At 67.0% G+C, this 20,088-nt stretch carries 16 protein-coding genes and 1 tRNA gene; 5 read left to right on the plus strand and 12 right to left on the minus strand.

Going from position 1 to position 20,088, the window contains the following annotated elements; translation table 11 throughout:
- Positions 1-461, plus strand: a 461-nt coding sequence (locus tag I6U14_RS09695) for a hypothetical protein (protein ID WP_296898840.1), incomplete at its 5' end; no start/stop codon positions are given.
- A gap of 24 nt (positions 462-485) precedes the next feature.
- Here the strand turns inward: I6U14_RS09695 and I6U14_RS09700 are convergent.
- Entirely contained in the window at positions 486-2,237 is a 1,752-nt protein-coding gene (locus tag I6U14_RS09700) for a glycosidase (protein ID WP_296898841.1), read from the minus strand.
- A 589-nt stretch (positions 2,238-2,826) separates the two neighbouring features.
- On the opposite strand from I6U14_RS09700, the gene I6U14_RS09705 reads away from it, so the two are divergent.
- Positions 2,827-4,695, plus strand: coding sequence for an amidohydrolase family protein (locus tag I6U14_RS09705; protein ID WP_296898843.1), 1,869 nt, complete (start codon positions 2,827-2,829; stop codon positions 4,693-4,695).
- A gap of 121 nt (positions 4,696-4,816) precedes the next feature.
- Here I6U14_RS09705 and I6U14_RS09710 read toward each other — a convergent pair whose 3' ends face one another.
- Positions 4,817-5,287: an aminoacyl-tRNA deacylase gene (locus tag I6U14_RS09710; protein WP_296898845.1), complete on the minus strand. Its 471-nt coding sequence runs from the start codon at positions 5,285-5,287 to the stop codon at positions 4,817-4,819.
- Positions 5,288-5,801: 514 nt separating this feature from the next.
- Here I6U14_RS09710 and I6U14_RS09715 point away from each other — a divergent pair.
- Entirely contained in the window at positions 5,802-6,272 is a 471-nt protein-coding gene (locus I6U14_RS09715) for an Hsp20 family protein (RefSeq protein WP_296898846.1), read from the plus strand.
- A gap of 173 nt (positions 6,273-6,445) precedes the next feature.
- Here the strand turns inward: I6U14_RS09715 and I6U14_RS09720 are convergent, their stop codons facing one another.
- The 3 genes from I6U14_RS09720 to I6U14_RS09730 form a co-directional block, all read right to left on the minus strand.
- A complete protein-coding gene (locus I6U14_RS09720) occupies positions 6,446-7,825 on the minus strand; it encodes a c-type cytochrome (protein WP_296898848.1) in 1,380 nt (459 codons plus the stop codon).
- 412 nt (positions 7,826-8,237) lie between these two features.
- A tRNA-Leu gene (locus tag I6U14_RS09725) sits at positions 8,238-8,322 on the minus strand.
- 145 nt (positions 8,323-8,467) lie between these two features.
- Positions 8,468-9,601 (minus strand): hypothetical protein, encoded by a 1,134-nt coding sequence (locus I6U14_RS09730; protein ID WP_296898850.1) that lies wholly within the window; start codon positions 9,599-9,601, stop codon positions 8,468-8,470.
- Between the two features lie 218 nt (positions 9,602-9,819).
- Between I6U14_RS09730 and I6U14_RS09735 the strand changes: the two genes are divergently transcribed.
- Positions 9,820-10,695 (plus strand): SDR family NAD(P)-dependent oxidoreductase, encoded by an 876-nt coding sequence (locus I6U14_RS09735; RefSeq protein ID WP_296898852.1) that lies wholly within the window; start codon positions 9,820-9,822, stop codon positions 10,693-10,695.
- A 77-nt stretch (positions 10,696-10,772) separates the two neighbouring features.
- Here the strand turns inward: I6U14_RS09735 and I6U14_RS09740 are convergent, their stop codons facing one another.
- Together I6U14_RS09740 and I6U14_RS09745 are read right to left on the minus strand one after the other, a co-directional pair.
- Positions 10,773-11,135: an STAS/SEC14 domain-containing protein gene (locus tag I6U14_RS09740; protein ID WP_296898854.1), complete on the minus strand. Its 363-nt coding sequence runs from the start codon at positions 11,133-11,135 to the stop codon at positions 10,773-10,775.
- Between the two features lie 132 nt (positions 11,136-11,267).
- Positions 11,268-12,794: an FAD-binding domain-containing protein gene (locus I6U14_RS09745; RefSeq protein ID WP_296898856.1), complete on the minus strand. Its 1,527-nt coding sequence runs from the start codon at positions 12,792-12,794 to the stop codon at positions 11,268-11,270.
- A gap of 248 nt (positions 12,795-13,042) precedes the next feature.
- On the opposite strand from I6U14_RS09745, the gene I6U14_RS09750 reads away from it, so the two are divergent.
- Positions 13,043-13,228, plus strand: coding sequence for a hypothetical protein (locus I6U14_RS09750; protein ID WP_296898858.1), 186 nt, complete (start codon positions 13,043-13,045; stop codon positions 13,226-13,228).
- A 98-nt stretch (positions 13,229-13,326) separates the two neighbouring features.
- Here the strand turns inward: I6U14_RS09750 and I6U14_RS09755 are convergent, their stop codons facing one another.
- The 5 genes from I6U14_RS09755 to I6U14_RS09775 all read right to left on the minus strand — a co-directional run.
- The gene (locus tag I6U14_RS09755; protein ID WP_296898860.1) at positions 13,327-14,769 is read right to left on the minus strand and encodes a 2Fe-2S iron-sulfur cluster-binding protein; all 1,443 of its coding nucleotides are present in this window, start codon (positions 14,767-14,769) and stop codon (positions 13,327-13,329) included.
- Positions 14,770-14,990: 221 nt separating this feature from the next.
- Positions 14,991-15,992 (minus strand): GTP 3',8-cyclase MoaA, encoded by a 1,002-nt coding sequence (moaA, locus tag I6U14_RS09760; protein WP_296898862.1) that lies wholly within the window; start codon positions 15,990-15,992, stop codon positions 14,991-14,993.
- 203 nt (positions 15,993-16,195) lie between these two features.
- Entirely contained in the window at positions 16,196-17,077 is an 882-nt protein-coding gene (gene napH, locus I6U14_RS09765) for a quinol dehydrogenase ferredoxin subunit NapH (protein WP_296898864.1), read from the minus strand.
- 7 nt (positions 17,078-17,084) lie between these two features.
- Positions 17,085-17,858 (minus strand): ferredoxin-type protein NapG, encoded by a 774-nt coding sequence (gene napG, locus I6U14_RS09770; protein WP_296898866.1) that lies wholly within the window; start codon positions 17,856-17,858, stop codon positions 17,085-17,087.
- 235 nt (positions 17,859-18,093) lie between these two features.
- The coding region (locus I6U14_RS09775; protein ID WP_296898868.1) for an efflux RND transporter permease subunit at positions 18,094-20,088 on the minus strand (1,995 nt) is incomplete at its 5' end.

Raw genomic sequence — 20,088 nt, forward strand, 5'->3', positions numbered from 1 at the left:
GCGCGGGGTGGCGCGGGTGGGTCCCGGTGGGCGTGGAGCGGGGGTGGCGGGCGCGGCGGGTGCATGCGGCGCGATCGCCCGGTAAGCGCTCGGAGCGTTCCGAGCGCCGGCAGGTGGAGGTCTGCGCCTGTGAGCCGGGCGCGAAGATCCAGATCCGCGCCCGCGGTCGGGCAGAGGGGTCCGCTGCAGCGGCCGCAGATGCTGCGTGGGCGGCGACCCGACCGGCCTCGCGCGTCTGCTACCGCACGTCGGCGGCGCCTGGGACACCTTTGGCGGACCCGCGCGTGCTGGATCCCGACCCGAGCCCGCCAACAGACCCGGAGGCCGGCCGGGAGCACTTCGGCGTCGTGCTCATCGCCCCGGAGCATCTCGATTGGCTGTACCTGGCGGCCCGTGGCCACCGGCGGGCGTGCTTTCAATGGCGCGTTGACAATTGGCAGGGTACTTGGCTTGCCCCTTGAGACGCAGGCCGAACGGGAAGCCAGTCAACCGAAGGCCAGCCGCTCCTGCGTGCCGTCCGCCGCGTGGGTAACCACTTCGAAGCCATAGGTGGCGAGATCCGCGTTGAGCGTTGCGGTGTTGCGGCCACGGCGCCAGGTAAGGGTGAGCACCGGGTCGGCGGTGTCCTCGACGTCGAGGTATCCGCGGAAGGCGGGGCAGGTGTTGCGCAGCCGGATCAGCGCCAGCTGATCGCGCACGACGGGTCGTTCTAGGCCGTCACGGATATCCTGAATGGACAAGTTGGTGCGGTTGATTTCCTTGTGGCCGGCGGCGCCGCCCGCATCCGCCGCGGCGTAGTCGTTCTTGCCGGCGAAGAGGTCCAGATACCAGACCTGCGGAATGCCGGGCATGAAAAGCTGGATGGCGCGCGCCAGCCGGAGCTTCTGCTCGTCCTCGCCGAGTGCACTGAAGAAGGTGGCGTTGACCTGGTAGTAGGCGATCTTCTTGCCGTCGGTGCCGTAGAGGTTCTTGACCCGGCCGCCGTGGTTGATGATCGCCTCCATGACGGCGTCGATGCGCGCGTCGTCCAACAAGCCGTCGTGCGGCACACCGTCCACCATGGCGCCGCGCAGGTCGAGCACGGGAATGCCGTCATGGCAGCCCAGCATGTTGATGGTCTCGAGCCCGCGGCTCTGGATCTCGCCGATCCACCGCTTGAGTGGCCGGGCGGTGCGGTGCTGTAAGGCATCGATGACGAGCCCGGGGAAGAAAAAGTCGTAAATGGGATAGCCATGATGGGCGACTTCTTCGTGCAGCTCCTTGCCGTATTCGGCGTGCACCTCCGGAAAGACGATGAGGTCGTGCTGGCGGGCGATGGCGCGCAGCCGGTCCAGATATTCCCAGGTGCCTGGCTTATTGAAGAAGTTCGGCTGGCCCGGCTCCTTGTGCAGGTAGGCGAAGGCGTCCAGGCGGATGATCTTGGCGCCGTAGCTCTTGAGCTTGGCCAGTGTCTGATCATAGAAGCGCCACACCAGCTCGGAGCGGGCGTTGAGGTCCATCTGGCCCAGGTAATCCCGCTTGTTGTCCACCAGCGCGAGCGCTTCGCTTCGGTAGTGGTTGTAGCCGTCCAGGTCGATGTCGTCCGGGGCTACGCCGTTCTCGAGCGCACCGTTCACCATCATGGCGATGGATGGGGCTACGGCCTCGTCGACGCCCGCGGCGATGAGCTCGTCTGGGGCAATCGGCTGGTAGGTCACCTTCTGATAGAACGTGTTCCAGTAGGGGCGGTCGGTGCCGTCCGGGAAACGCACATCCAGGATCGGCAGGCCCGGCTTGCGTAGGAAGAGCTTCTCCAGGTGCTCTGGCTCGGGGATCATGTGGCCGTCCGGGCCCATTTCGCCGTGCCCGTTCCAAAAGGCGTTCCAGTCCACGAAGAAGTCCTTGTAGGGCGACGCATCGCCGTTGCGCAGCAGGTCTTGGAACTGGGGTGAGGCCACGGACAGATGGTTCAGCACCAGGTCGAACTTGAACTGGATGCCGCGCGCTGCGAGCGCCGCAAGGTCCTCCGGGACAACGAGCGCCTCGTTCAGGTCGTAATCGATGACCGAAAACCCTCTGTCCAAGTCACTGTGGAAGCAGGTGGGCAGCAGGTAGAGCAGCGAGAAGGTCGCATCGAAGTCGGGCTCCTGCAGCACGGCCACGAGGTCTGATAGTCGCTCGCCGATGCTGTCCGGATAGACGTTCAACATGACGCCGTTCGGCAGCGTCTGAACGGCGGTACCTGCATGATGTTCCATGGTGAACTCCCGAGCTGAGCACATGGGCGGGCCGACGCCGATTGCAGAGACGACCTTGTTGGGGGGCATGATGGACGCCCCGACGTCCTAGCGACAAGGCGTGGGTTTGATCTGTGGCAAGGCGGTTCGATGCGGAAACCGCTAAGCGCGTGGGGCAGTTGGGAAACTGGCGTTGTTATGACTTGGCGCAGGCGGCCTATGCCGGCGGCGGCCGGCCGTCGGTTGGCCGGACGCTTGCCGCATCGCCGATGCGCGGCTGCGTGCCTGCGGATGGACTAAGGCGATTTCTGTCATGAAACATACCGCCTGGCTTGTCTTCTCGCCCGCCATCTTTGTCGCGCCAACCCCCGCATAGAACGACTATGCGGGGGTTGACGCTTCGCGATGGCGAACGAGAATCCGGCGCCATGCGGTACGTTTCATTCCGGCAATCGCCTAAGCTCCCAAGGCTGGCGACTTGCGGGGTCCTCTCCAGCGTCGGGTCGCAGGGGTTTAAGTCCGCGGCCCCATCCGCTGCATGGCTGCCGTATGTGCCGTTGCGCGCCTTGCCCAGGGTTTGTCATACGCGGTGGCCAGGAGGATGCGTTCAATGTCCGAGTACTCTCAGCCAGGCGGGGCGATGGCGGCGTCCGCTCTATGGCTCGCAGGCGGGCTCCTTTGGCTCGCTGCCATAGGGGCGCCAGCGCAGAACGTCCCGCTGCCGGCCATCGGCGCCCTCGCCGACGCACCCCATACAACAACCGTCTACACGGCCCGTACGTTCATCACGATGGAACCCGCCCAGCCGCGAGCCGAGGCGGTGGCAGTACGAGACGGCCGCTTCATCGCCGTGGGCAACCGTGCGGCGGTGGCTGCTGCCGCGGGGCAGGATGCCAGACTGGACGAGACGTTCGCGGGCAAGGTGGTAGTACCGGGTTTCATCGAGCCAGATGCGCACCCGGTACTCTCTGCGCTCACTCTCAGCACCGAGGTGATCGCCACTGAAGACTGGGAGACCCTGCATGGCGTCTCCCGCGCCGTGCGTGATGCCGAGGAGTACCAGGAACGCCTGTTGCGGGCACTGGCGGATCATCATCGGAACAACACGGGGCCCTTTATCAGCTGGGGCTACCACGAGGCCTTCCACGGCGAGCTGTCGCGGGCGTTGCTGGACAAGCTGCTGCCAGGTGTGCCGGTGATCATCTGGCACCGCTCCTGCCGTGAGCTCTACCTCAACACGGCGGCGCTGGCCCGAACGGGCATCAATGCCCAATTTGTCGCCGGGCTGTCCGCCGCCGAGCAGGCCGGTGTGGATCTGGACACGGGCCATCTCACCGGACTCGGTACCGTCGCCAGCTTCAACAAGCTCGCGCCGATCCTCGGCGCGCCGCAACGGCTGCGGCGGGGCCTAGAGCTTGTCGAGAACTACCTCCATCGCAACGGCATCACCCTGGCCTGCGAGCCTGGGGCCCTGGTATCCCGGTCCGTGCAGGCGTCCGTCAATGCCGTTTTTGCCGATTCGGCGACGCCCTTCGACCATTGCTTCATCGCCGACGGCATGACCTTCGCGGCACGCCACGCGGAAGAGCCAGAGGCCATGATCGCCGCCACCCGCGGTGTCCTGGGCTGGGGCGAAGGCCGGACTCGCTATCTGCCCGAGCAGGTCCAGCTCTACACTGACGGCGACACGCCGGGCCGGCCCAGGCTGATGCCCGAGACCGACGCCGGGAGCAGCCGGCCGGGTGCCTGGATCATGGCGCCCGAGGCGTTCGATAGGGCCTTCCAGGCGTACTGGGATGCCGGCTATCAGATCCGTGTACAGCATAGCGGCGACGCAGGTCTCGACCTGGCGCTCGCGACGCTCGAGCGCGCCATGCAGCGCAACCCACGTGAGGATCATCGCACGCTGCTGGTTGGGCTCGGCTTTGCGAGTCCGAAGCAGCTGGCGCGTTGGGGTGGGCTCGACGGCAGTGTCAGCGCCAATCTCCAAGCCGTCACTGCCCTGACGGGTCGCTATGCGGCAGACGGCGCCAGTCGGGAGCGCGCCAATGAGATGGTGCCCATGGCGCATGTGCTGGAGTATGACATCCCCTTCGCGCTCCACTCCGCCATGCCAATGGCGCCGGCCCAGCCCATCCGCATGGTCTGGGCCGCCGTGAACCGGCTGACACCGGAAGGCCGGATCATGGGGCTCGACCACAGGCTTCCGCGGGAGGCAGCGCTGCGCGGGGTCACCCTCGGCGCCGCCCGCGCCTTACGACAGGAGGACGAGGTCGGGTCCATCGCGGTCGGCAAACGTGCCAATCTCACCATCCTGGAGGCCAGTCCCCTGGACGTGCCGCCCACCTGGATCAAGGACATCCCGATCTGGGGCACCATGCTGGATGGTCGGCTGCAGCCTGCACCGGCCGCCATCGACGCGGCTCCCGCGATGCCAGCGAGCGCCGCAGGCGATGACGACAGCCCGGGATCGCAATAAGCGAGAAGGCTCGACCGCAGAGGGCTTATCAAGGCCATCGCCCGGACCGGGCGTCGCGGTGCGGATCTTCCGCGGCTGCGGCCTCCCAGACCCGGGCGTGCCCGCCCCTTGCGGAGAGTGCTCAGTCCCGCTGACCGTATTGCCCTCGCCGAACCCCGGGCAGCAGCTTCTGGAAGTCGTCTCCGCTCACCTTCACCAGAGTCTGATGGTCACCGGATTCGAAGTAGACCTCGGCCAACGTCGTCAGGCCTTCGTCCAGGAAGGTCTCGATGCCGTACAGCGGGCCGAGCGGCGGCACAGCGCCTGGGGTGCAGTCCGGCAGCAGTTCCGCGAGCTCGGACTCCTCGTCCAGCGCGAAAGTGCGGCCGGTGTCCTGGTTCAAGGCGTCCAGGTGCAGCCAGGTATCGCCGGGTATGACGGCCATGGCATGCCCTTGTCCATCGCGCAGCATCACCGCCTTGGCGACATGATCCTCCGGCACATGGGCGGCTGACGCCGACTCGTGCGTGGAGCCGGTAGGCGGGTGGGGCAGGAGCTCGTAGGCGATGCGCTGATCGCGCAGCCGGCTTTCGACCCTTGCGGCGGTACTCATTTCGGTCCTCCTAGGCCGCGTGAAGTGCGGCTCTTCTCCTTCAAGCTTGGTACAACGCCGGGCACTCTTCCTAGGCCGGTAATCGCTGATGCGGCAACGGGTGTCGCCTCGCGGACTGCAGCAGCGATGCTTGCGGTCCGTGCCCGCCCGGCCTAGTCTGCGCCGACGCGCTGACACCATAACGAATGCCACGAGGATCTTGAGGGAGGCCGAGGGCCATGTTGTTGAATCTGCCGGGCACTGTCTGGGGCATGCTCATCGGGCTGGCGGTGCTGTTGCTGTTGCCGCTGGCGATCATCTGGATCGCCTATCGCTATTTTCGTTGACCGTCGCCGCAGCCTCGGCCGCGCTCGTGCGCGAAGCCGCAGCGCTCTCGCAGGTTGGCTGCTCATGACTTGACATAATCATAAGTCGCCACTACTTTACATAACGCAGGCGCTCGATGAGGCCTGCAACGGGTGCGGTTCTCAAGAACGCACACATTGAACATGTTGCTCAACTGGAGGATATGTCCATGACGACTATCGACTTCTCCCCACTCTTCCGGTCCATGATCGGCTTCGACCGGCTGTCCAACGCGCTGGAGACGGCGTACCGCACCGAGCCGGGCGGCTATCCGCCCTACAACGTCGAGGTGCACGGCGAGAACGACTATCGCGTCACCATGGCGGTGGCCGGCTTCTCGCAGGATGAGCTGGAGATCGAGGTCACCGAGAACGTGCTGCGCGTCTCCGGGGCCCGCGGCGATCAGGACAAGGAAGGTACCAAGTTTCTCTACCGCGGCATCGCCAACCGCAGCTTCGAGCGCAAGTTCCAGCTCGCGGACTACGTGCGGGTGGTGGATGCGCGCCTCGAGAACGGGCTGCTGCACATCGATCTGCGCCGGGAGATCCCGGAGGCCATGAAGCCCCGCAAGATCGCCATCCGCGGTGACGATGCAAAGCTGATCGAGGGCCAGCAGCAAGCGGCGAAGGCGGCTGCATAAGCCGTACGGCGTGAACCGCTGTGCCGCAGGGACGCGGTAACGAGAAGGCCGGGCATCTGCCCGGCCTTTTTCGTGCTTGCCCGCATGATGGCCTGCGTTTTGGGCGTGGAACGCCCCGCAAGCGATCGCGCGGTTCCGACTGGGTGCGGTTGCGGGCCCGGTTGGGAGGCCCGCTAGCGCTCGCCGCGCAGGGCCTTCACCTGATCGGCGCTCACCGGCGCCGCATCATTGCCCCAATTGGCGCGGATGTAGCTCGCCAGCGTGGCGATCTGCTCGTCAGTGAAGATGCTGCCGAAGGAAGGCATGACCACATGCGGCGAGTAGGCCTCGGCGGGGTCCGACGGCGCGCCCAGGAGCAGGGTCTTGATGACATCGTTGGGCTCTTCGAGGGTCACTGCCTCGTTGCCGGCGAGTGCTGGGAAATAGGGCGCGAGCCCCTGCCCGTGGCTCTGATGGCAGCTAGCACAGTAACTATCGTAGAGCGTGCGGCCTTTGATGTAACTGGCTTCGCTCAGCTGGTGAGGCACCGGCGCCGTGGTCGGCGGCGCCTCCTTCGCCGGCTGGTCCTTCAGATAGACGGCCATCGCGTGCAGGTCAGAGGTCGCCAGCTGCGAGAGGCTCTGATGCACCACCTCTGCCATGGGGCCGAGCGCGGCAGTCTGTGGCCCCGCTGCGGACTCGGCAGCCGGGGACTCGGCGGCCGGTGCTTCGCCGCTGGCAAGGTAGGTGGCGATCTCGTCAACGCTCCAAGCGCCTAGGCCTTCGCTGAGGTCCGAGGTCAGGTTGGGGGCATACCAGCCATCGACGATGGCGCCGGTCAGGGCGTCCTTGGCCTCTTTGGCGCCCGTGATGTTGCGCGGCGTGTGGCAAGTGCCGCAGTGGCCGAGACCTTCTACCAGGTAGGCGCCGCGGTTCCACTCATCGCTCTTGTCCGGATTCGGCTCGAAGCGCGCATCGTGCAGATACAGCGCCTGCCAGCCGAACAGTAGATCGCGCATGTCGAAGGGCCAGCGCAGCCGCGTCGCCGGCGGCTGGTTGCGGGAGGGCTCGAGCGAAAAGAGATAGTCCTTGATGGCCAGCAGGTCGTCGTCTTTCACCTTCGTGTACGAGGGGTAGGGCAGCGCCGGGTAGTAGGGCTTACCGTCCGGGCGGATGCCGTGCTGGAGTGCGCGGAGGAAATCCTCATCACTGAAGCCGCCGATGCCATAGCCCTTGGCTGGTGTGATGTTCGGTGTGTAGATGGTGCCGAAGGGGGTCTCGATACCGCGCCCGCCCGCGAAGGGCTTGCCGTCCTCTGCCGTGTGGCAGGCCACGCAATCGCCGGCGAGGGTCATATAACGCCCGTATTCCACCCGCGCCTGGGAAAGGTCGCCGTAGGCCCGAGCGGGGGGCAGCACGGACCCGGCGGCCGTGGCGACGGACTGCTGTGCCCCCATCCCTTCCGCCTGCGGTGCCGCAGGCACGTTGCCGGTGGGCTGCTCTGCGGCATGCACTGCGGCAATGCTGACAGCGCAGGCCAGCAGGATTGTGACGACAACAGCGCGATAATCCATGGTGTGCTTCTCCACAAGTGGACGGCGGACTGACTGAGGGCTGCGGATTGTGCCCGAGGACCGTGCCAAGTTCACGGTTCGGATGTTGCGGCTACCTGCAGCCTGTGAGGGTCGGTCCCCTAGAAAAGGATCCTCACCCTGTCCCTACCCGATGCTTCGGGTCGGGTGGCGTTCGGTGCCGAAACATATCCCGCGGATTTCTGCCGAGCTTCGACAGCCGCAAGCCCTGTCCGATCCGCACGCGGCACGGATTCTGGATCTCACGCGTTGCTGCGTCGGCGGAGCTTGCCCTGCGTTGGCGGGTGGTTGGTGAAAAAGGCCGCTGTCCGGGGCATCGATCCGTAACGTGTCCCCGTGATTGGGCGTGTTTTGGGTAGGGCGGGCAGATGCCCGCGCATATTGCTCACGATTTTGGTGCGCGAGGGGGGACTCGAACCCCCACGGATTGCTCCACTGGAACCTAAATCCAGCGCGTCTACCAATTCCGCCACCCGCGCTTCGGCGGGGCTAGTCTAGCCTGTTGGCGCGGACGACGGAATCCGCGGTCTCGGTCGGTCGCCGGGCGGTGCACATTACGCCGGCGCTGCGCGCGGGGCCGGCGACCGGGCGGTGGCTGGGGTCCGGTGGCTCGGGGTTGTTGCGTCAGGGCTGTCCGGCCAACACCTGCAGCCGCGACCCCGGCGGCAGCTCCCGCAGCCAGAGGTCCAGCCGCGCGAGGTCCGGAGGCAGGTCGGCGCGCGCCGCTTCTGCGGATGCCATATCCGGGTGCAGGCTGTGGACCAGCCCGTACCATGAGCCTCCGCGCCAGGTATCCACCCTGAGGTAGACCTGCTTGGGCAGGTCGTGCCGGGCGATGAAGCGGTCGATGGCGGAGCGGCTCGGAAAGCCTGCCAGTTGCAGGGCGATGGTGCGGACTTCCGTCGTCAGGCTGGGGCCCGCAGCGTTGGCGTCTGCACCGGCGCCGCTACTTTGCGCCGCAGCGCGTGTGGCGGCTTGTGCATCTGTGTCGAGCCGCCCCCGCAGGTCATTGACCTCCGACCCCAGGGCCGCCAGCTTTTGCTCAAGACGGGTTTCTGCGGCACCGATCTCGGCCGCTCGATCGCCGCTGCCGACAGCCGCTGTGCCGTCCGTGCCGGCGCCGGCGGCAGCCTGGTTTTCCGACAGGCGCTGCAGCCTCCCTTCCAGCGCCGTCAGCCGGTCGCCGATGGCCTCGATGGCATCGGCAAGCTCGTCGACCTCCTCGACGGGCGGCTCGCTGGCCGTATCCGCCTGCTGATTGGAGGTCGCCGGGCCTTCTCCGGGGCCGGCGCCGGCCGCCGATGCGGTGGCCGAGCTCTCCAGTTGCGACAGGCGCGCGTCAAGGGCGTCGCGGGTCTGGAGAAGCTGGGAGAACAGCAGCAGCACCGCCGCCAGCAGGATGATGCCGATGCCGCTGAGCGCCAGCAGCGCGTTGTGGTCGCGCCGGCGCTGGGCGCGGATCTCGTCGCGATGCGTTTCCAGCGCCTTGCGCAGTTGGATGGCGGTGCGCCGGCGGTCGTCGTCTACGTCGGCGATGCGATCAACCAAGGATTTCTCCATGTCACGCATGTTGCCGCCGGCCTCTGGGGCGGTGCTTGTGTCGCCTGGGTCGCCCGGCGGTGGCGGCGGCCGACGCAGCGAGTCGGTGGGATCAGGCTCGGTGGGCCGTCGCGGGTACTCGCTGTGCAGAAAGCCCGCGAGGTCGGGGTCGTCCCCCTGGTTGCGGTCGCGTTCGTTTGGATCCGGTGAATCGGTCATGCCTGCGTGATCCGTCGTCCTCGTGGATAAAAACCGGTGGCAGCGCGCATGATCCGCGAGCGGGCCGGCGTTGCCAAGCGGGAGAGGGCGCACGTCAGCATTGGTATCTTGCCCAAAACCGTCTTTGGCGCCATTGCGCTGCCCAATGGTTCGCCGCCATGTAACGGACAATGGTGGCAACAGGCGCCACCGGTATCTTTTGGTGCGGGAGGTTGGATATGGCGCTCACGGGCAGCACTGCACTGGTCACAGGCGCTAACTCGGGACTCGGCCGGGCTGTGGCGACGGCGTTGGCCAAGGATGGGGCAAGGGTTTTGCTGCTCTGCCGCAGCGCCGAGCGGGGCGCGGAGGCGCGCACGGCCATTGTGCAGGAAGCCGGTCACGACCGAGTGGAGCTCCTGGTCTGCGACCTTGCCTCCCAGGCGGACATCCGCGCCGCGGCCGCCGAGGTCCACGCGCGCACAGAGGCGCTGCATCTGCTCGTGAACAACGCCGGCACCGCCTTCGCCGAGCGGGGGCTGACGGTGGACGGCATCGAGCGCACCCTCGCCGTGGATCATCTGGGTCCCTTCCTGCTCACGAACCTGCTGCTGGACCTGCTCCAGGCCGGGGCCGGACAGGGGCGTGGTGCGCGCATCGTCAACGTCGGCACCAAGATCGACACGGCCATGGATTTTTCAGATCTGAGCTGGGAGCGGCGACCGTACCGCATGATGGCTGCCTATGGCGAGGCGAAGCTCGGCAACATCCACTTCACCCGCGAGCTCGCCAGGCGTCTGAGAGGCACAGGCGTGACGGTCAACTGCGTCTTTCCAGGCGTCTTCCTGTCCAATCTCGGCGGTACCGACGGCGCTCAGAACTGGGCGCTGAAGCTCTTCGCCAAGACCCTGGGCTGGGCCCTGCCCAAGCCCGAGCGGGCCGCCGAGCGGGTGCTCTATCTGCTGACGGCGGCGGACGTGGCCGGCGTCAGCGGAGAGTACTTCGGCGACCGCAAGCGCATCCGCGCCCCGGATCAGGCGAACGACCCGGCCGCGAACGCTGAGCTGTGGCGTCTCAGTGCGGAGCTGGTGGGGCTCGAGGCGCGAGAGGCTTAAAGAAAGCGCAGCTGACAGCTTTCGGTTGAAGCCGCGCTGTCCGCGCGGCCGACGCTGCTGGTCGGCGCAGCGGCGGCTCAGCTCACCAGCCAATTGCGCGCGGAATCCAGCTCGGCGTTCGAGTACACGCGCACCTCGCCCGGCATCATGAAGCCCATGGCCTTGGCGGCGCTGCGCAGCCAGCCCACGTCTGTCACCAGCGCGATGCGCTCCCAGGCGGCGAGGTGGCTCAAGCCGACTTTGGCGTCTTCCCAGAAGGCGCCGGCGTCGAAGCCGTCGAAATCCTCGCCCAGCTGGTACAACAGCCGGACTTTCTCGTGGCTCGTGAGTGCCTCGTCCACCGCCGGCATCACGTGCTCCTCATAGTCTGCGGCCGTCACTTGCCCGTGGGCGCTGAAGCCCAGGACGTTGTCGGGGAGACCGCTCAGTCGTTCGATCATCGGATGACCTCCTGCCCTGTGGCGTTGCCGACACGCGGGCCCGCTGCGGCCGGGAGCCGTGCATCAGGGTGGCTTCGGCCCGGTGGCGAGCATGTTCGGTCCGCTCCCAAAGCATAGATCTAACCGCTGGTATCAGCGCGCCGTTGGAAAGCGCTCCGGGCGCTTACGGCTGCCGTGGCGGCGCTGAATGCTGCGTGCCTCGCTGCGGGACTCCGCGCGTGCGCGCAGGGCCCCCATGCGCTGGCGGGCGCGGAACCATGCCTTGCCGTTATCGACGATGGGCGCCGGGTAGTCGCGGCCGATGACGCAGCCCGCGGCGTGCTGGATGTGCACTGGCATGGTCTCCGGGCGCGGTAGGTAGTCGGCTGGCACCAGTTCCAGCTCCGGACACCAGCGGCGGATGAATGCCCCCTGGGGGTCGTGGTCGCGCACCTGTTTCACCGGCGAGTAGATGCGCACGGCGTTGATGCCCGTGGTGCCGGATTGCATCTGCACTTGGCTGAAGTGAATGCCAGGCTCGAAGTCCAGGAACAAGCGCGCCAGATGCAGCGCAGGCTCGCGCCAGTGTTGCCAGAGGTGATAGCTTGCAAAGCTCATGAGCATGGCGCGCATGCGGAAATTGATCCAGCCGCCGGCGGCCAGTGCGCGCATGCAGGCATCCACCATGGGATAGCCGGTCTGACCAAAGCGCCAGGCGTCCAGCAGGGCCTCGTCGGCGCGCTCGTCCCGCAGCCCGTCGCAGGCGCGGCTCAGATTGCGGTACTCGATATCGGGCTGGTCTTCGAGCTTCTGGATGAAGTGACAGTGCCAGTGCAGGCGCTTGGCGAATGAGCCCAAAGACTTGGCCCAATCCTTGGCTTCCCGGTCCGGCATGGCCTTGAGCTGGGCGATCCGAGCAGCGGTGGCCTGGTAAACCTCGCGTATGGACACATTGCCCCAAGCCAGATGCGGACTCAGGCGACTGCTGCCGGACCAGGCGGTGACTGGGCTGGAGATGTCGCCCTGATAGCTCCGTGAGCGCTGCGCGAGGAAGTCCGCTAGCACGGAGTGCCCCGTGCTGATACCCGCAGCCACGGCCTCGGGCCGCACCTCACCGGCGACGCCGAGGTCGGCGGGGCTGGGGATGCCGGCGCTCGGTACGTCCCGCACCCCCTGGATTTGCTCCGGCGCCGCACGCACCGGCTCGGCCATCCGCCGCCGCCAGCGGGCGGACCAGCCGTCACGGTCCGTGAGCGGCCGGAATACACCGTGGTTCGGCAGCTCGATCCACGCGATGCCCTGCTCGCGCGCCCAGCGCTTGACCCGCTTGTCGCGCTCGTAGGTGATGCCGAGGCCTGTCTCCTCGTGGCTCCAAAGCCGTGCGATGGGTCGTTCGGCATGCAGTTGGTCAAAGACCTCGGGCAGGTTACCGGTGCGGGTGATGAGCCCGCCGCCGCGCTCGCGCAGAAGCCCGTCCAGCTCGATGAGCGAGGCGTTGATGAATGCCAGGTGCGATGCGTGCGTCGTCGGATGTGTCATGAGCTCCGGCTCGTAGACATAGACGCAGAGCACGGGTCCGTGCCTTGCCGCTTCGGCGAGTGGCGCATGGTCGCGCAGGCGCAGGTCGCGCTTCAGCCAGACAAGCTCGATGGGGCGTTGATCGTGCGGGGCGTTGGCCATGCAGTGCTCTGAGGACGGCGCTGGGCTCATCGTGGTTTGTCGGCTGCGGCGCCGGTGGCTTCGGGGGCTCCGCCCCATTTTGCCGGAGGTAAGCCGCCCTGCGGACGCAAGGGATCAAGCGAACGCGGGCATTGTCGGATAGAGTTAGAGTTATCGGGGCGCTTGCCGGCAGGGCCAGGCCGCGCCGACGTTTTCGTCAAGATTGGATAACAAAATGTTCCGTCCGCCAGGGCGGCGGAGGAGTGGCCATGCACGAGAATGAAAACTTCACCCATTGGGTCGCCAGCATCGAGCGCGGCGACTGCGGCTTCACCTACCTGCGCCTGTATGGAGACGCGCCGACCTGGGTGCGCAACGAGGCCATCAACCGCTTCGGCAAGGGCACGGTGTTTCTGCCGCCGCGGCAGAGCCGCCCCCCGGCGGCTGCCGCCTAAGCCTTTGCAGCGCGCGTGCCTCGACGGGCAACGGTCAGGCCACATCCATATCGAGCCCAGCACAGCGCGGCTGAGCCTCCCGCCGGACGGCGCCGGGCTCAGTCGAGCCCTTCGACTCGGATATGTTCGGCAGTGATCTCGGTGGTGGCGAGCGCCCGCGAGAGCGCATCCACCGCTGCCGTCGGCCCGGCGATGTAGTAACGCAGGTCTTCGGGTGTCGGCAGATCGGCACGCAACATCGCCAGAAGGTCGTCGGTACCGGCACCTACCAACGGCGTGAAAGCGAAGTTGTCGAGCGTCTCCTTGAGGGCCCGACACCAGCGCTGGTGGTAGTGCCCATCGGGTCGGTCCACAGTCCAATACAGATGGAAGGCCTCGATGCGGTCGATGGAGATCGCGTGCTCGATCAAGCTCTTGATGGGCGCGATGCCGTCGCCGATGGCGATGAACACGGCGGCCTCGCTAGAGGTCTCGTCCAGAACGAACTTCCCCGTTGGGCCCTGCACCCGGATCATCTCCCGGGTCGGTCGCTGCTCGAACAGATAAGCGCCGAAGGCGTCGTCGCCGCGACGCACCGAGAACTGCAGGTTTCGCCCGTTGCAGGGGCATGAGGCGATTGGCAGCTCCCGTGTCGAGCCGTCCTCGAGGCTGAGCAGTGCGCGCTGGCCCGCCATGAATCGCAGCGTTTGGGTACGTGGCGTCTGCACATGGAGCAACAGCAGGTCGTCGCCCTCGGCCTCCAGCTTGCGGATCTGGGCACGGATGTCCTGCTGCGGAAGGTCCGCGGTGGTGCGGGCTTCGGAGGCCTCCAACACCACGTCTGTGACCGCCGTGTTGCAGCAGGTGAGCATGTAGCCCATCTGCTTCTCGCGCTCGGAGAGCACATAGTCGTGGTCGGCGATGCGCGTCACCTCCCCCGAGATCACCCGCGCCTTGCACTCGCCGCAGTTGCCGCTCGCACAGCCATAGCCCAGGCGCACGCCGGCACGCACCGCGGCCTCCAGGATGGATTCGGTGCCGTCCACGAAGAACTCGTGGCCGCTCGGGATGATCTTGATGCTGGCGGACATGAGGCGTAGGAAGGTGTCTTTCGCGAACAGCTTGGCGCGGCTGTCCTCCGGTTGCAGGGCGTCGATCTCTTGGCGGCGCTCGTCGAGCCAGGGCAGGAGGCCGGCGGGCGCCGCGTCCTCTGCGAGCTGCTGCCGCAGCTCGTCGAGCAGCGCGCTTTGGGCGTCGGCCTGGGCAACCTTTTGGGCCAGCGCCTCGCCCAGGGAGCGGATGCGCGCCACCAGCACCTCAGGGCTTGGCAATGTGGTGTCGCCGTCGTGGCTGCGGGGCAGAGCATCAGCCTTGATACGCTCCACCTGCTCCAGCTTGCCGGTCTTCTCCAAGGTCACGCTCGGGTAGACCCGCAGCAGATCGGCGATGTCGAGCTCGCCCTCGAAGGTGGCGAGCTCCCCCTTGCGGATACGCCGCTGCAGCTCGGCTCGGGTAACGCCGGCGAGGCGGGCCGCGCGGGACAGGGAGACGCGTTGGGTCATGGTGGCGATGCGGGCGGTGCTGGCAAGGTCCAGAGTGCGAGTCTACCCGCAAGCTGGGGTCGCGCCTCGCCCAGGATACGCCCCTCGAGCTTCGTGTGCTGCTTGGCACGGTCCCGCGGGTGCGCCGCGCTTGATGCGCGCTAGATGGCTCTCAGTGGCCATCAGCTTGTGAAGCGCCCAATCGAGCTAGTGTTCCGGTCACGCCTCTGTACAAGCGAGCGTCAGCCGCCCGTGGCATTCATATGCCGGAAGATGATCGGCTGCTCGGTCAGGTCGAAATCGTGCCCGCGGGGCTTGATGGACATGGCCTGGCGGATGGACTGCTTGACTCGCTCGTCGTCGGTGGGGTTCGCGCGCAGCGCGCGGCGCAGGTCGGTAGAGAACTCCTGGCCCAGGCAGAGCAACAGCCGGCCCTCGGCGGTGACGCGCACACGGTTGCAGTCGCCGCAGAAGTTGTGGCTGTGCGGGGAGATGAAGCCGATGCGGTTGTCGCTGCCGGCGACGCGCCAGTAGCGCGACGGGCCGCCGGTGGTCTCTGTCGTCGGAATGAGCTCGAAGCGCTTCGCGAGATCCCGGCGGATCTCGTCGCTGGCGTAGAAGGCCTCCGCGCGGTCGTGGTCGCCGATGACCCCAAGCGGCATCTCTTCGATGAAGCTCAGGTCCATGCCGCGGTCCAGCGCGAACTGCACCAGGTCGCAGACCTCGTCGTGGTTGCGGTGTTTGAGCACGACGCTGTTGAGCTTGACGCGCTCGAAGCCGGCGTCCAATGCGGCATCGATGCCGGCCAAGACCTTATCCAGCTCGCCCTTGCGGGTGATGGCGCGGAAGCGATCGGGCTTCAGCGAGTCCAGGCTGATGTTGATGCGGGTGACGCCGGCATCCTTCAGCGTCTGCGCGTACTTCGGCAACTGGGTGCCGTTGGTGGTGAGCGTCAGGTCCCGGATGCCGGGCAGGGCGCCCAGCTGCTCGAACAGCCAGACGACGTTGCGCCGCACCAGCGGCTCGCCGCCGGTGACCCGCAGCTTGGTGACGCCGAGCTCGCTGAAGCAGCGCCCGAGGCGGGCGATTTCCTCCAGGGTGAGCACCTGCGCCCGCGGCAGGAAGGTCATATCCTCGGCCATGCAGTAGACACAACGGAGATCGCAGCGGTCGGTGACCGACAGACGCACATAGGTGATGTGCCGGCCGAAACGGTCGATGAGTTGGGATTGTTGTTCGGACATGACCTGGCGGAGACGGCTTGCTCGGAGACGGTAGGGATGCGGCTGGTTGCGCGCTCGGCCGCGATCACCGTGGTGGCTGAAGATGTGAATGTTAACCGTTTCGCACAACCGTGCGTGCGCTGCCGGTTCTCACCGAAACATGCGGGCTTTGTGGGGGATTCAGCGCGGAGTCAGCGCGAACAAACGGGCAGGGTGCGTAGTGATCATCCTACAGTAGGTGCGGCTCCGAAGCCGTCTGAGCGCACCCGCCCGAGCGCGAGGCCGAACACCTCCCGGTCGCAGACCTCGACGCACCGCCCGCACTTGGTGCAGTCGATGCTGTCGATGATGGGTCCACGCCCAACGGCTGCGCCTTTCAACGCCGGCTTGATCACCTGTGGCTCGGGGCAGATCGAGAAGCAGTCCATGCAGTCGTCACACTGATCCCGCCGTAGGGCGGTGATGTGCACCGGCGCGGCGGCGCCAATGGCCGCATAGCAGGCGCCCACCGGGCAGAGGTGCCCGCACCAGCCGCGGGGGACGATGAGCAGATCGTAGAGAAACACGGCCGCGAGGATCAACCAGGCGTACCCGAACCCGAAGATCAGGCCCCGATGCAGCATGGACACCGGATTGACGTACTCCCAGACCATGGCCCCGGTGACGACGGGCAGCAGCAGCACCAGGCCGAGCAGCCACCAACGAAGGCTTCGTGATAAGCGCGCGCCGCTGCGCAGGCCGAGCCGCCGCCTGAGCCAGGCGGCGAAGTCGGTCAGCATATTCACCGGGCACACCCAGGAACAAAACACCCGCCCGCCGAGTACGGCGTAGAACATGAGCACCAGCCCGGCACCGACGATGCCCGTCAACGCGGGCCAACCGCCCGAGAGCATGGACTGGGTCAGCAGCAGCGGGTCTGTGAGCGGCAGGATGTCCAGCGTCATACTGGAGGACAGAGTACCCGTCACCAACGAGCCGCCGAACACCGGAGGCAGGATGAACATGGCCAGGATGCCGAGCTGGTTGAACCTGCGCAGCAGCAGCCAGCGGTGGCGCTTGAGCCAGGGTTTGGCGGGCGGTGCGGATGGGAGGAGGGGCCCGGTCATTGCTGGCTCAGGTCGTGGGGGAGCTCAGGGTGCGCAGTGCGGTCGCAGGGGTTGTGCGGTGCGCAGCGTCGAGGGCGACCGAGGCGCCCCCTTCGCGCTGTTGAGCGTTCCAGACCAGCGGGTAGTGCGCGCCGAGCGCGCCCTGAAGTAGGTGCCGCGGCAGGACCTTGATGGCGGCCTCTTCCAAGATGCACGCCTCCTCGCACTTGCCGCAGCCTGTGCAGCGATCGGGATGCACCACCGGGATCACCAGGTCATGCCCGCCGGCGCCCGCGCTGGGCCGATACTCCAGCGTGATAGCCTCCTCGCGGATCGGACAGATCTCGAAGCAGACGTCACAGCGCAGGCCGTGGAAAGCGATGCAGGCCTGTTGGTCGCTGACGATGGCGAGGCCCATGTCGGCGTCGTTGATGTCCGTGAGGCTGTGGTCCAGCGCCTGCGTCGGGCAGGCCTTGACGCAGGGAATGTCCTCGCACATCTCGCAGCCGGCCTCACGGGCGATGAAATAGGGTGTGCCCGTCGGGATGTCCTGCCCGAGCCGGGCCAAGTGCAACATGTCGAAAGGGCAGTCCCGCACACAGAGCCCACAGCGGATGCAGGTGCCGTCGAAGTCGTCTTCCGGCCGCGCGCCAGGCGGGCGCAGCGCCCAGGCCGGCAGGCTCGACGCACGCTGGCTGTAGAGTCCTAACCCCAAACCGATGAGCCCGACGCTCGCTGCGGTCTTGGCAAGGCCCGTTAGGAAGTCGCGGCGTTGTCTGGATGTAGGCGCTTCGCTGGGCATCGCATGGGGCTCGGTGCGGTTGCGTGACTCGGCTGCGGCAGTTCATCCGGTTGTCTGTCAGCGGCCGGTGCGTCGGCACCGCGTACGCTAACCGGCCCGGGTCGGTTTTGTGACTGCGCCATCGCAAAAAAGACGGGGCGCTTGCTCGTTGCTTGACAGACGTCAAGCTAAGACCCGTGTTTGAGCCCGAGTCGCAGGCGTTGATGTGCCGATGGCATTCGGGACTTGGATCTCTTCAGACGGAGGTCGGCGAGGGTGCCGCAGCAGACTCGGCAGCTGAGCCGGTCTCCGGCGCCGCGGGTTGTGGCGGCACGGGCGCCGGCGAGTGCCCATGCTCCAGCGCCCGCTGGCGCCAGAGTAGATAGATCGCCGGCAGCACGAAGAGACTCAGCAGCGGGGCGGTGATCATGCCGCCCACCATGGGTGCGGCGATGGGCTGCATGACCTCGGAGCCGACGCCGCCCAGCAGCATGATGGGCAGCAGGCCAGCGAAGATGGTGGCCACCGTCATCGCCTTGGGGCGGATGCGCAGCACGGCGCCCTCTTCGATGGCGGCCTTCAGGTCGTCGCGGGTCGCAAGCCGCCCCTCGCGGGACCACTGCTTGAGCGCGTTGTCCAGGTACACCAGCATGACCACGCCGAATTCGGCGGCGACGCCGGCGAGCGCGATGAAGCCGACGGCGACGGCGATGGACAGGTTGTAGCCCAGCAGGTACACCAGCCAGAAGCCGCCCACCAGGGCGAAGGGCAGGGACAGCATCACCATCAGCGCCTCGACGGTGCTGCGAAAGGTCATGTAGAGCAGGATGAAGATGATGGCGAGCGTCAGCGGGACGACCTGATTCAGGCGCTCCTGGGCGCGGGCCATGTACTCGTACTGCCCGGACCAGGTGAGCGAGTAGCCCGCCGGCAGGTCTACCTCGTCGCGCACCACCTGGCGCGCTTCCGCGATCCAGCTGCCCAGGTCCCGGTCGCGGATGTCCACGAATGTCCAGCCGTTCAGGCGCGCGTTCTCGCTCTTCAGCATGGGCGCGCCGTCCACGATCTCGACCTCTGCCACCTGGGCCAGCGGCACCTGGGCGCCGGTGGGGGTGACGATGGGGAGCTCGCGCAGCTTCTGCACGTCGTCGCGCTGCTCGCGGGGAAAGCGGATGTTGATGGGATAGCGCTCCAGTCCTTCCACGGTGCGGCTCACGTTGATGCCGCCGATGGCCGCGGCCACCAGGCTGTTGATGTCGCTGACGTTGAGACCTACGCGGGCTGCCGCCAGGCGGTCCGGGCGGATCTCCACATAACGCCCGCCGGCGACGCGCTCCGAGAAGGCGGAGGTGGTGCCCGCCACCTTGAGCACGGCGCGCTCCACGTCCTCGCCGATGCGCTCGATGACGTCGAGGTCTGGCCCTGCGATCTTCACGCCCACCGGCGTCTTGATGCCGGTGGCGAGCATGTCGATGCGGGTCTTGATGGGCATGACCCAGGCGTTGGTGACGCCGGGCAGGTCCACGGTGGCGTCCAGCTCGTCGATAAGCTTGTCCACGGTCATTCCTGGGCGCCATTCGGACTCGGGCTTGAGCTGGATGACCGTCTCGATCATGGTGAGCGGCGCCGGGTCCGTGGCCGTGTCCGCGCGGCCGATCTTGCCGAACACCCGCTCCACCTCCGGCAGGCTGGCGATGAGCCGGTCGGTCTGCTGCAGCAGCTCCTGCGCCTTGCCGATGGACAGGCCCGGCAGCGTGGTGGGCATGTACATCAGGTCGCCTTCGTAGAGGTCCGGCATGAACTCGGAGCCCAGGCCCCGGTGCCAGTTCTCCAACACGGGCACGCCGCGGAAGGTCTCCCGCCAGGCATTGGCGAGCCCCGCCTGCCAGCCCTCGATGACCTCGATGGCGCCGCCGCCTTGCCCATCCGCTCGCGCGGCGTCGACCGCGCCGTCGCCTGCCCCCGGTTGGGCCACTAGTGACGACACGGCGCCCGCCGCCTGGAACGGCCACTTGAGCGGCTCCAGCAGCCCGCCGACACCCGCCAGCGGGATGAGCATGCTCGCCATCACCAGGATGGAGACGACGATGGTGGTGCGCGGCAGCCACAGCACCGCGCGCAGGAAGGGCCGGTACAGCCAGATCAGGAAGCGGTTCAGCGGGTTCTTGTGCTCGGCCGGGATGCGCCCGCGCACCAGATAGCCCATGAGCACCGGCACCAAGGTGACGGCGAGGCCCGCCGCGGCGGCCAT

It is taken from the genome of Thiohalocapsa sp. (genome assembly GCF_019695415.1).
In the GTDB taxonomy this organism is placed as follows: domain Bacteria; phylum Pseudomonadota; class Gammaproteobacteria; order Chromatiales; family Chromatiaceae; genus Thiohalocapsa.

What these genes read in the sequence shown, in the direction of transcription:
- I6U14_RS09710 (WP_296898845.1), bottom strand. Translation starts at nt 5,287, where the DNA reads ATGAGTACCGCCGCAAGGGTCGAAAGCCGGCTGCGCGATCAGCGCATC.
- I6U14_RS09715 (WP_296898846.1), top strand. Translation starts at nt 5,802, where the DNA reads ATGACGACTATCGACTTCTCCCCACTCTTCCGGTCCATGATCGGCTTC.
- moaA (WP_296898862.1), bottom strand. Translation starts at nt 15,992, where the DNA reads ATGTCCGAACAACAATCCCAACTCATCGACCGTTTCGGCCGGCACATC.
- I6U14_RS09750 (WP_296898858.1), top strand. Translation starts at nt 13,043, where the DNA reads ATGCACGAGAATGAAAACTTCACCCATTGGGTCGCCAGCATCGAGCGC.
- I6U14_RS09700 (WP_296898841.1), bottom strand. Translation starts at nt 2,237, where the DNA reads ATGGAACATCATGCAGGTACCGCCGTTCAGACGCTGCCGAACGGCGTC.
- napH (WP_296898864.1), bottom strand. Translation starts at nt 17,077, where the DNA reads ATGACCGGGCCCCTCCTCCCATCCGCACCGCCCGCCAAACCCTGGCTC.
- I6U14_RS09740 (WP_296898854.1), bottom strand. Translation starts at nt 11,135, where the DNA reads ATGATCGAACGACTGAGCGGTCTCCCCGACAACGTCCTGGGCTTCAGC.
- I6U14_RS09755 (WP_296898860.1), bottom strand. Translation starts at nt 14,769, where the DNA reads ATGACCCAACGCGTCTCCCTGTCCCGCGCGGCCCGCCTCGCCGGCGTT.
- I6U14_RS09745 (WP_296898856.1), bottom strand. Translation starts at nt 12,794, where the DNA reads ATGGCCAACGCCCCGCACGATCAACGCCCCATCGAGCTTGTCTGGCTG.
- I6U14_RS09720 (WP_296898848.1), bottom strand. Translation starts at nt 7,825, where the DNA reads ATGGATTATCGCGCTGTTGTCGTCACAATCCTGCTGGCCTGCGCTGTC.
- I6U14_RS09735 (WP_296898852.1), top strand. Translation starts at nt 9,820, where the DNA reads ATGGCGCTCACGGGCAGCACTGCACTGGTCACAGGCGCTAACTCGGGA.
- I6U14_RS09730 (WP_296898850.1), bottom strand. Translation starts at nt 9,601, where the DNA reads ATGACCGATTCACCGGATCCAAACGAACGCGACCGCAACCAGGGGGAC.
- napG (WP_296898866.1), bottom strand. Translation starts at nt 17,858, where the DNA reads ATGCCCAGCGAAGCGCCTACATCCAGACAACGCCGCGACTTCCTAACG.
- I6U14_RS09705 (WP_296898843.1), top strand. Translation starts at nt 2,827, where the DNA reads ATGTCCGAGTACTCTCAGCCAGGCGGGGCGATGGCGGCGTCCGCTCTA.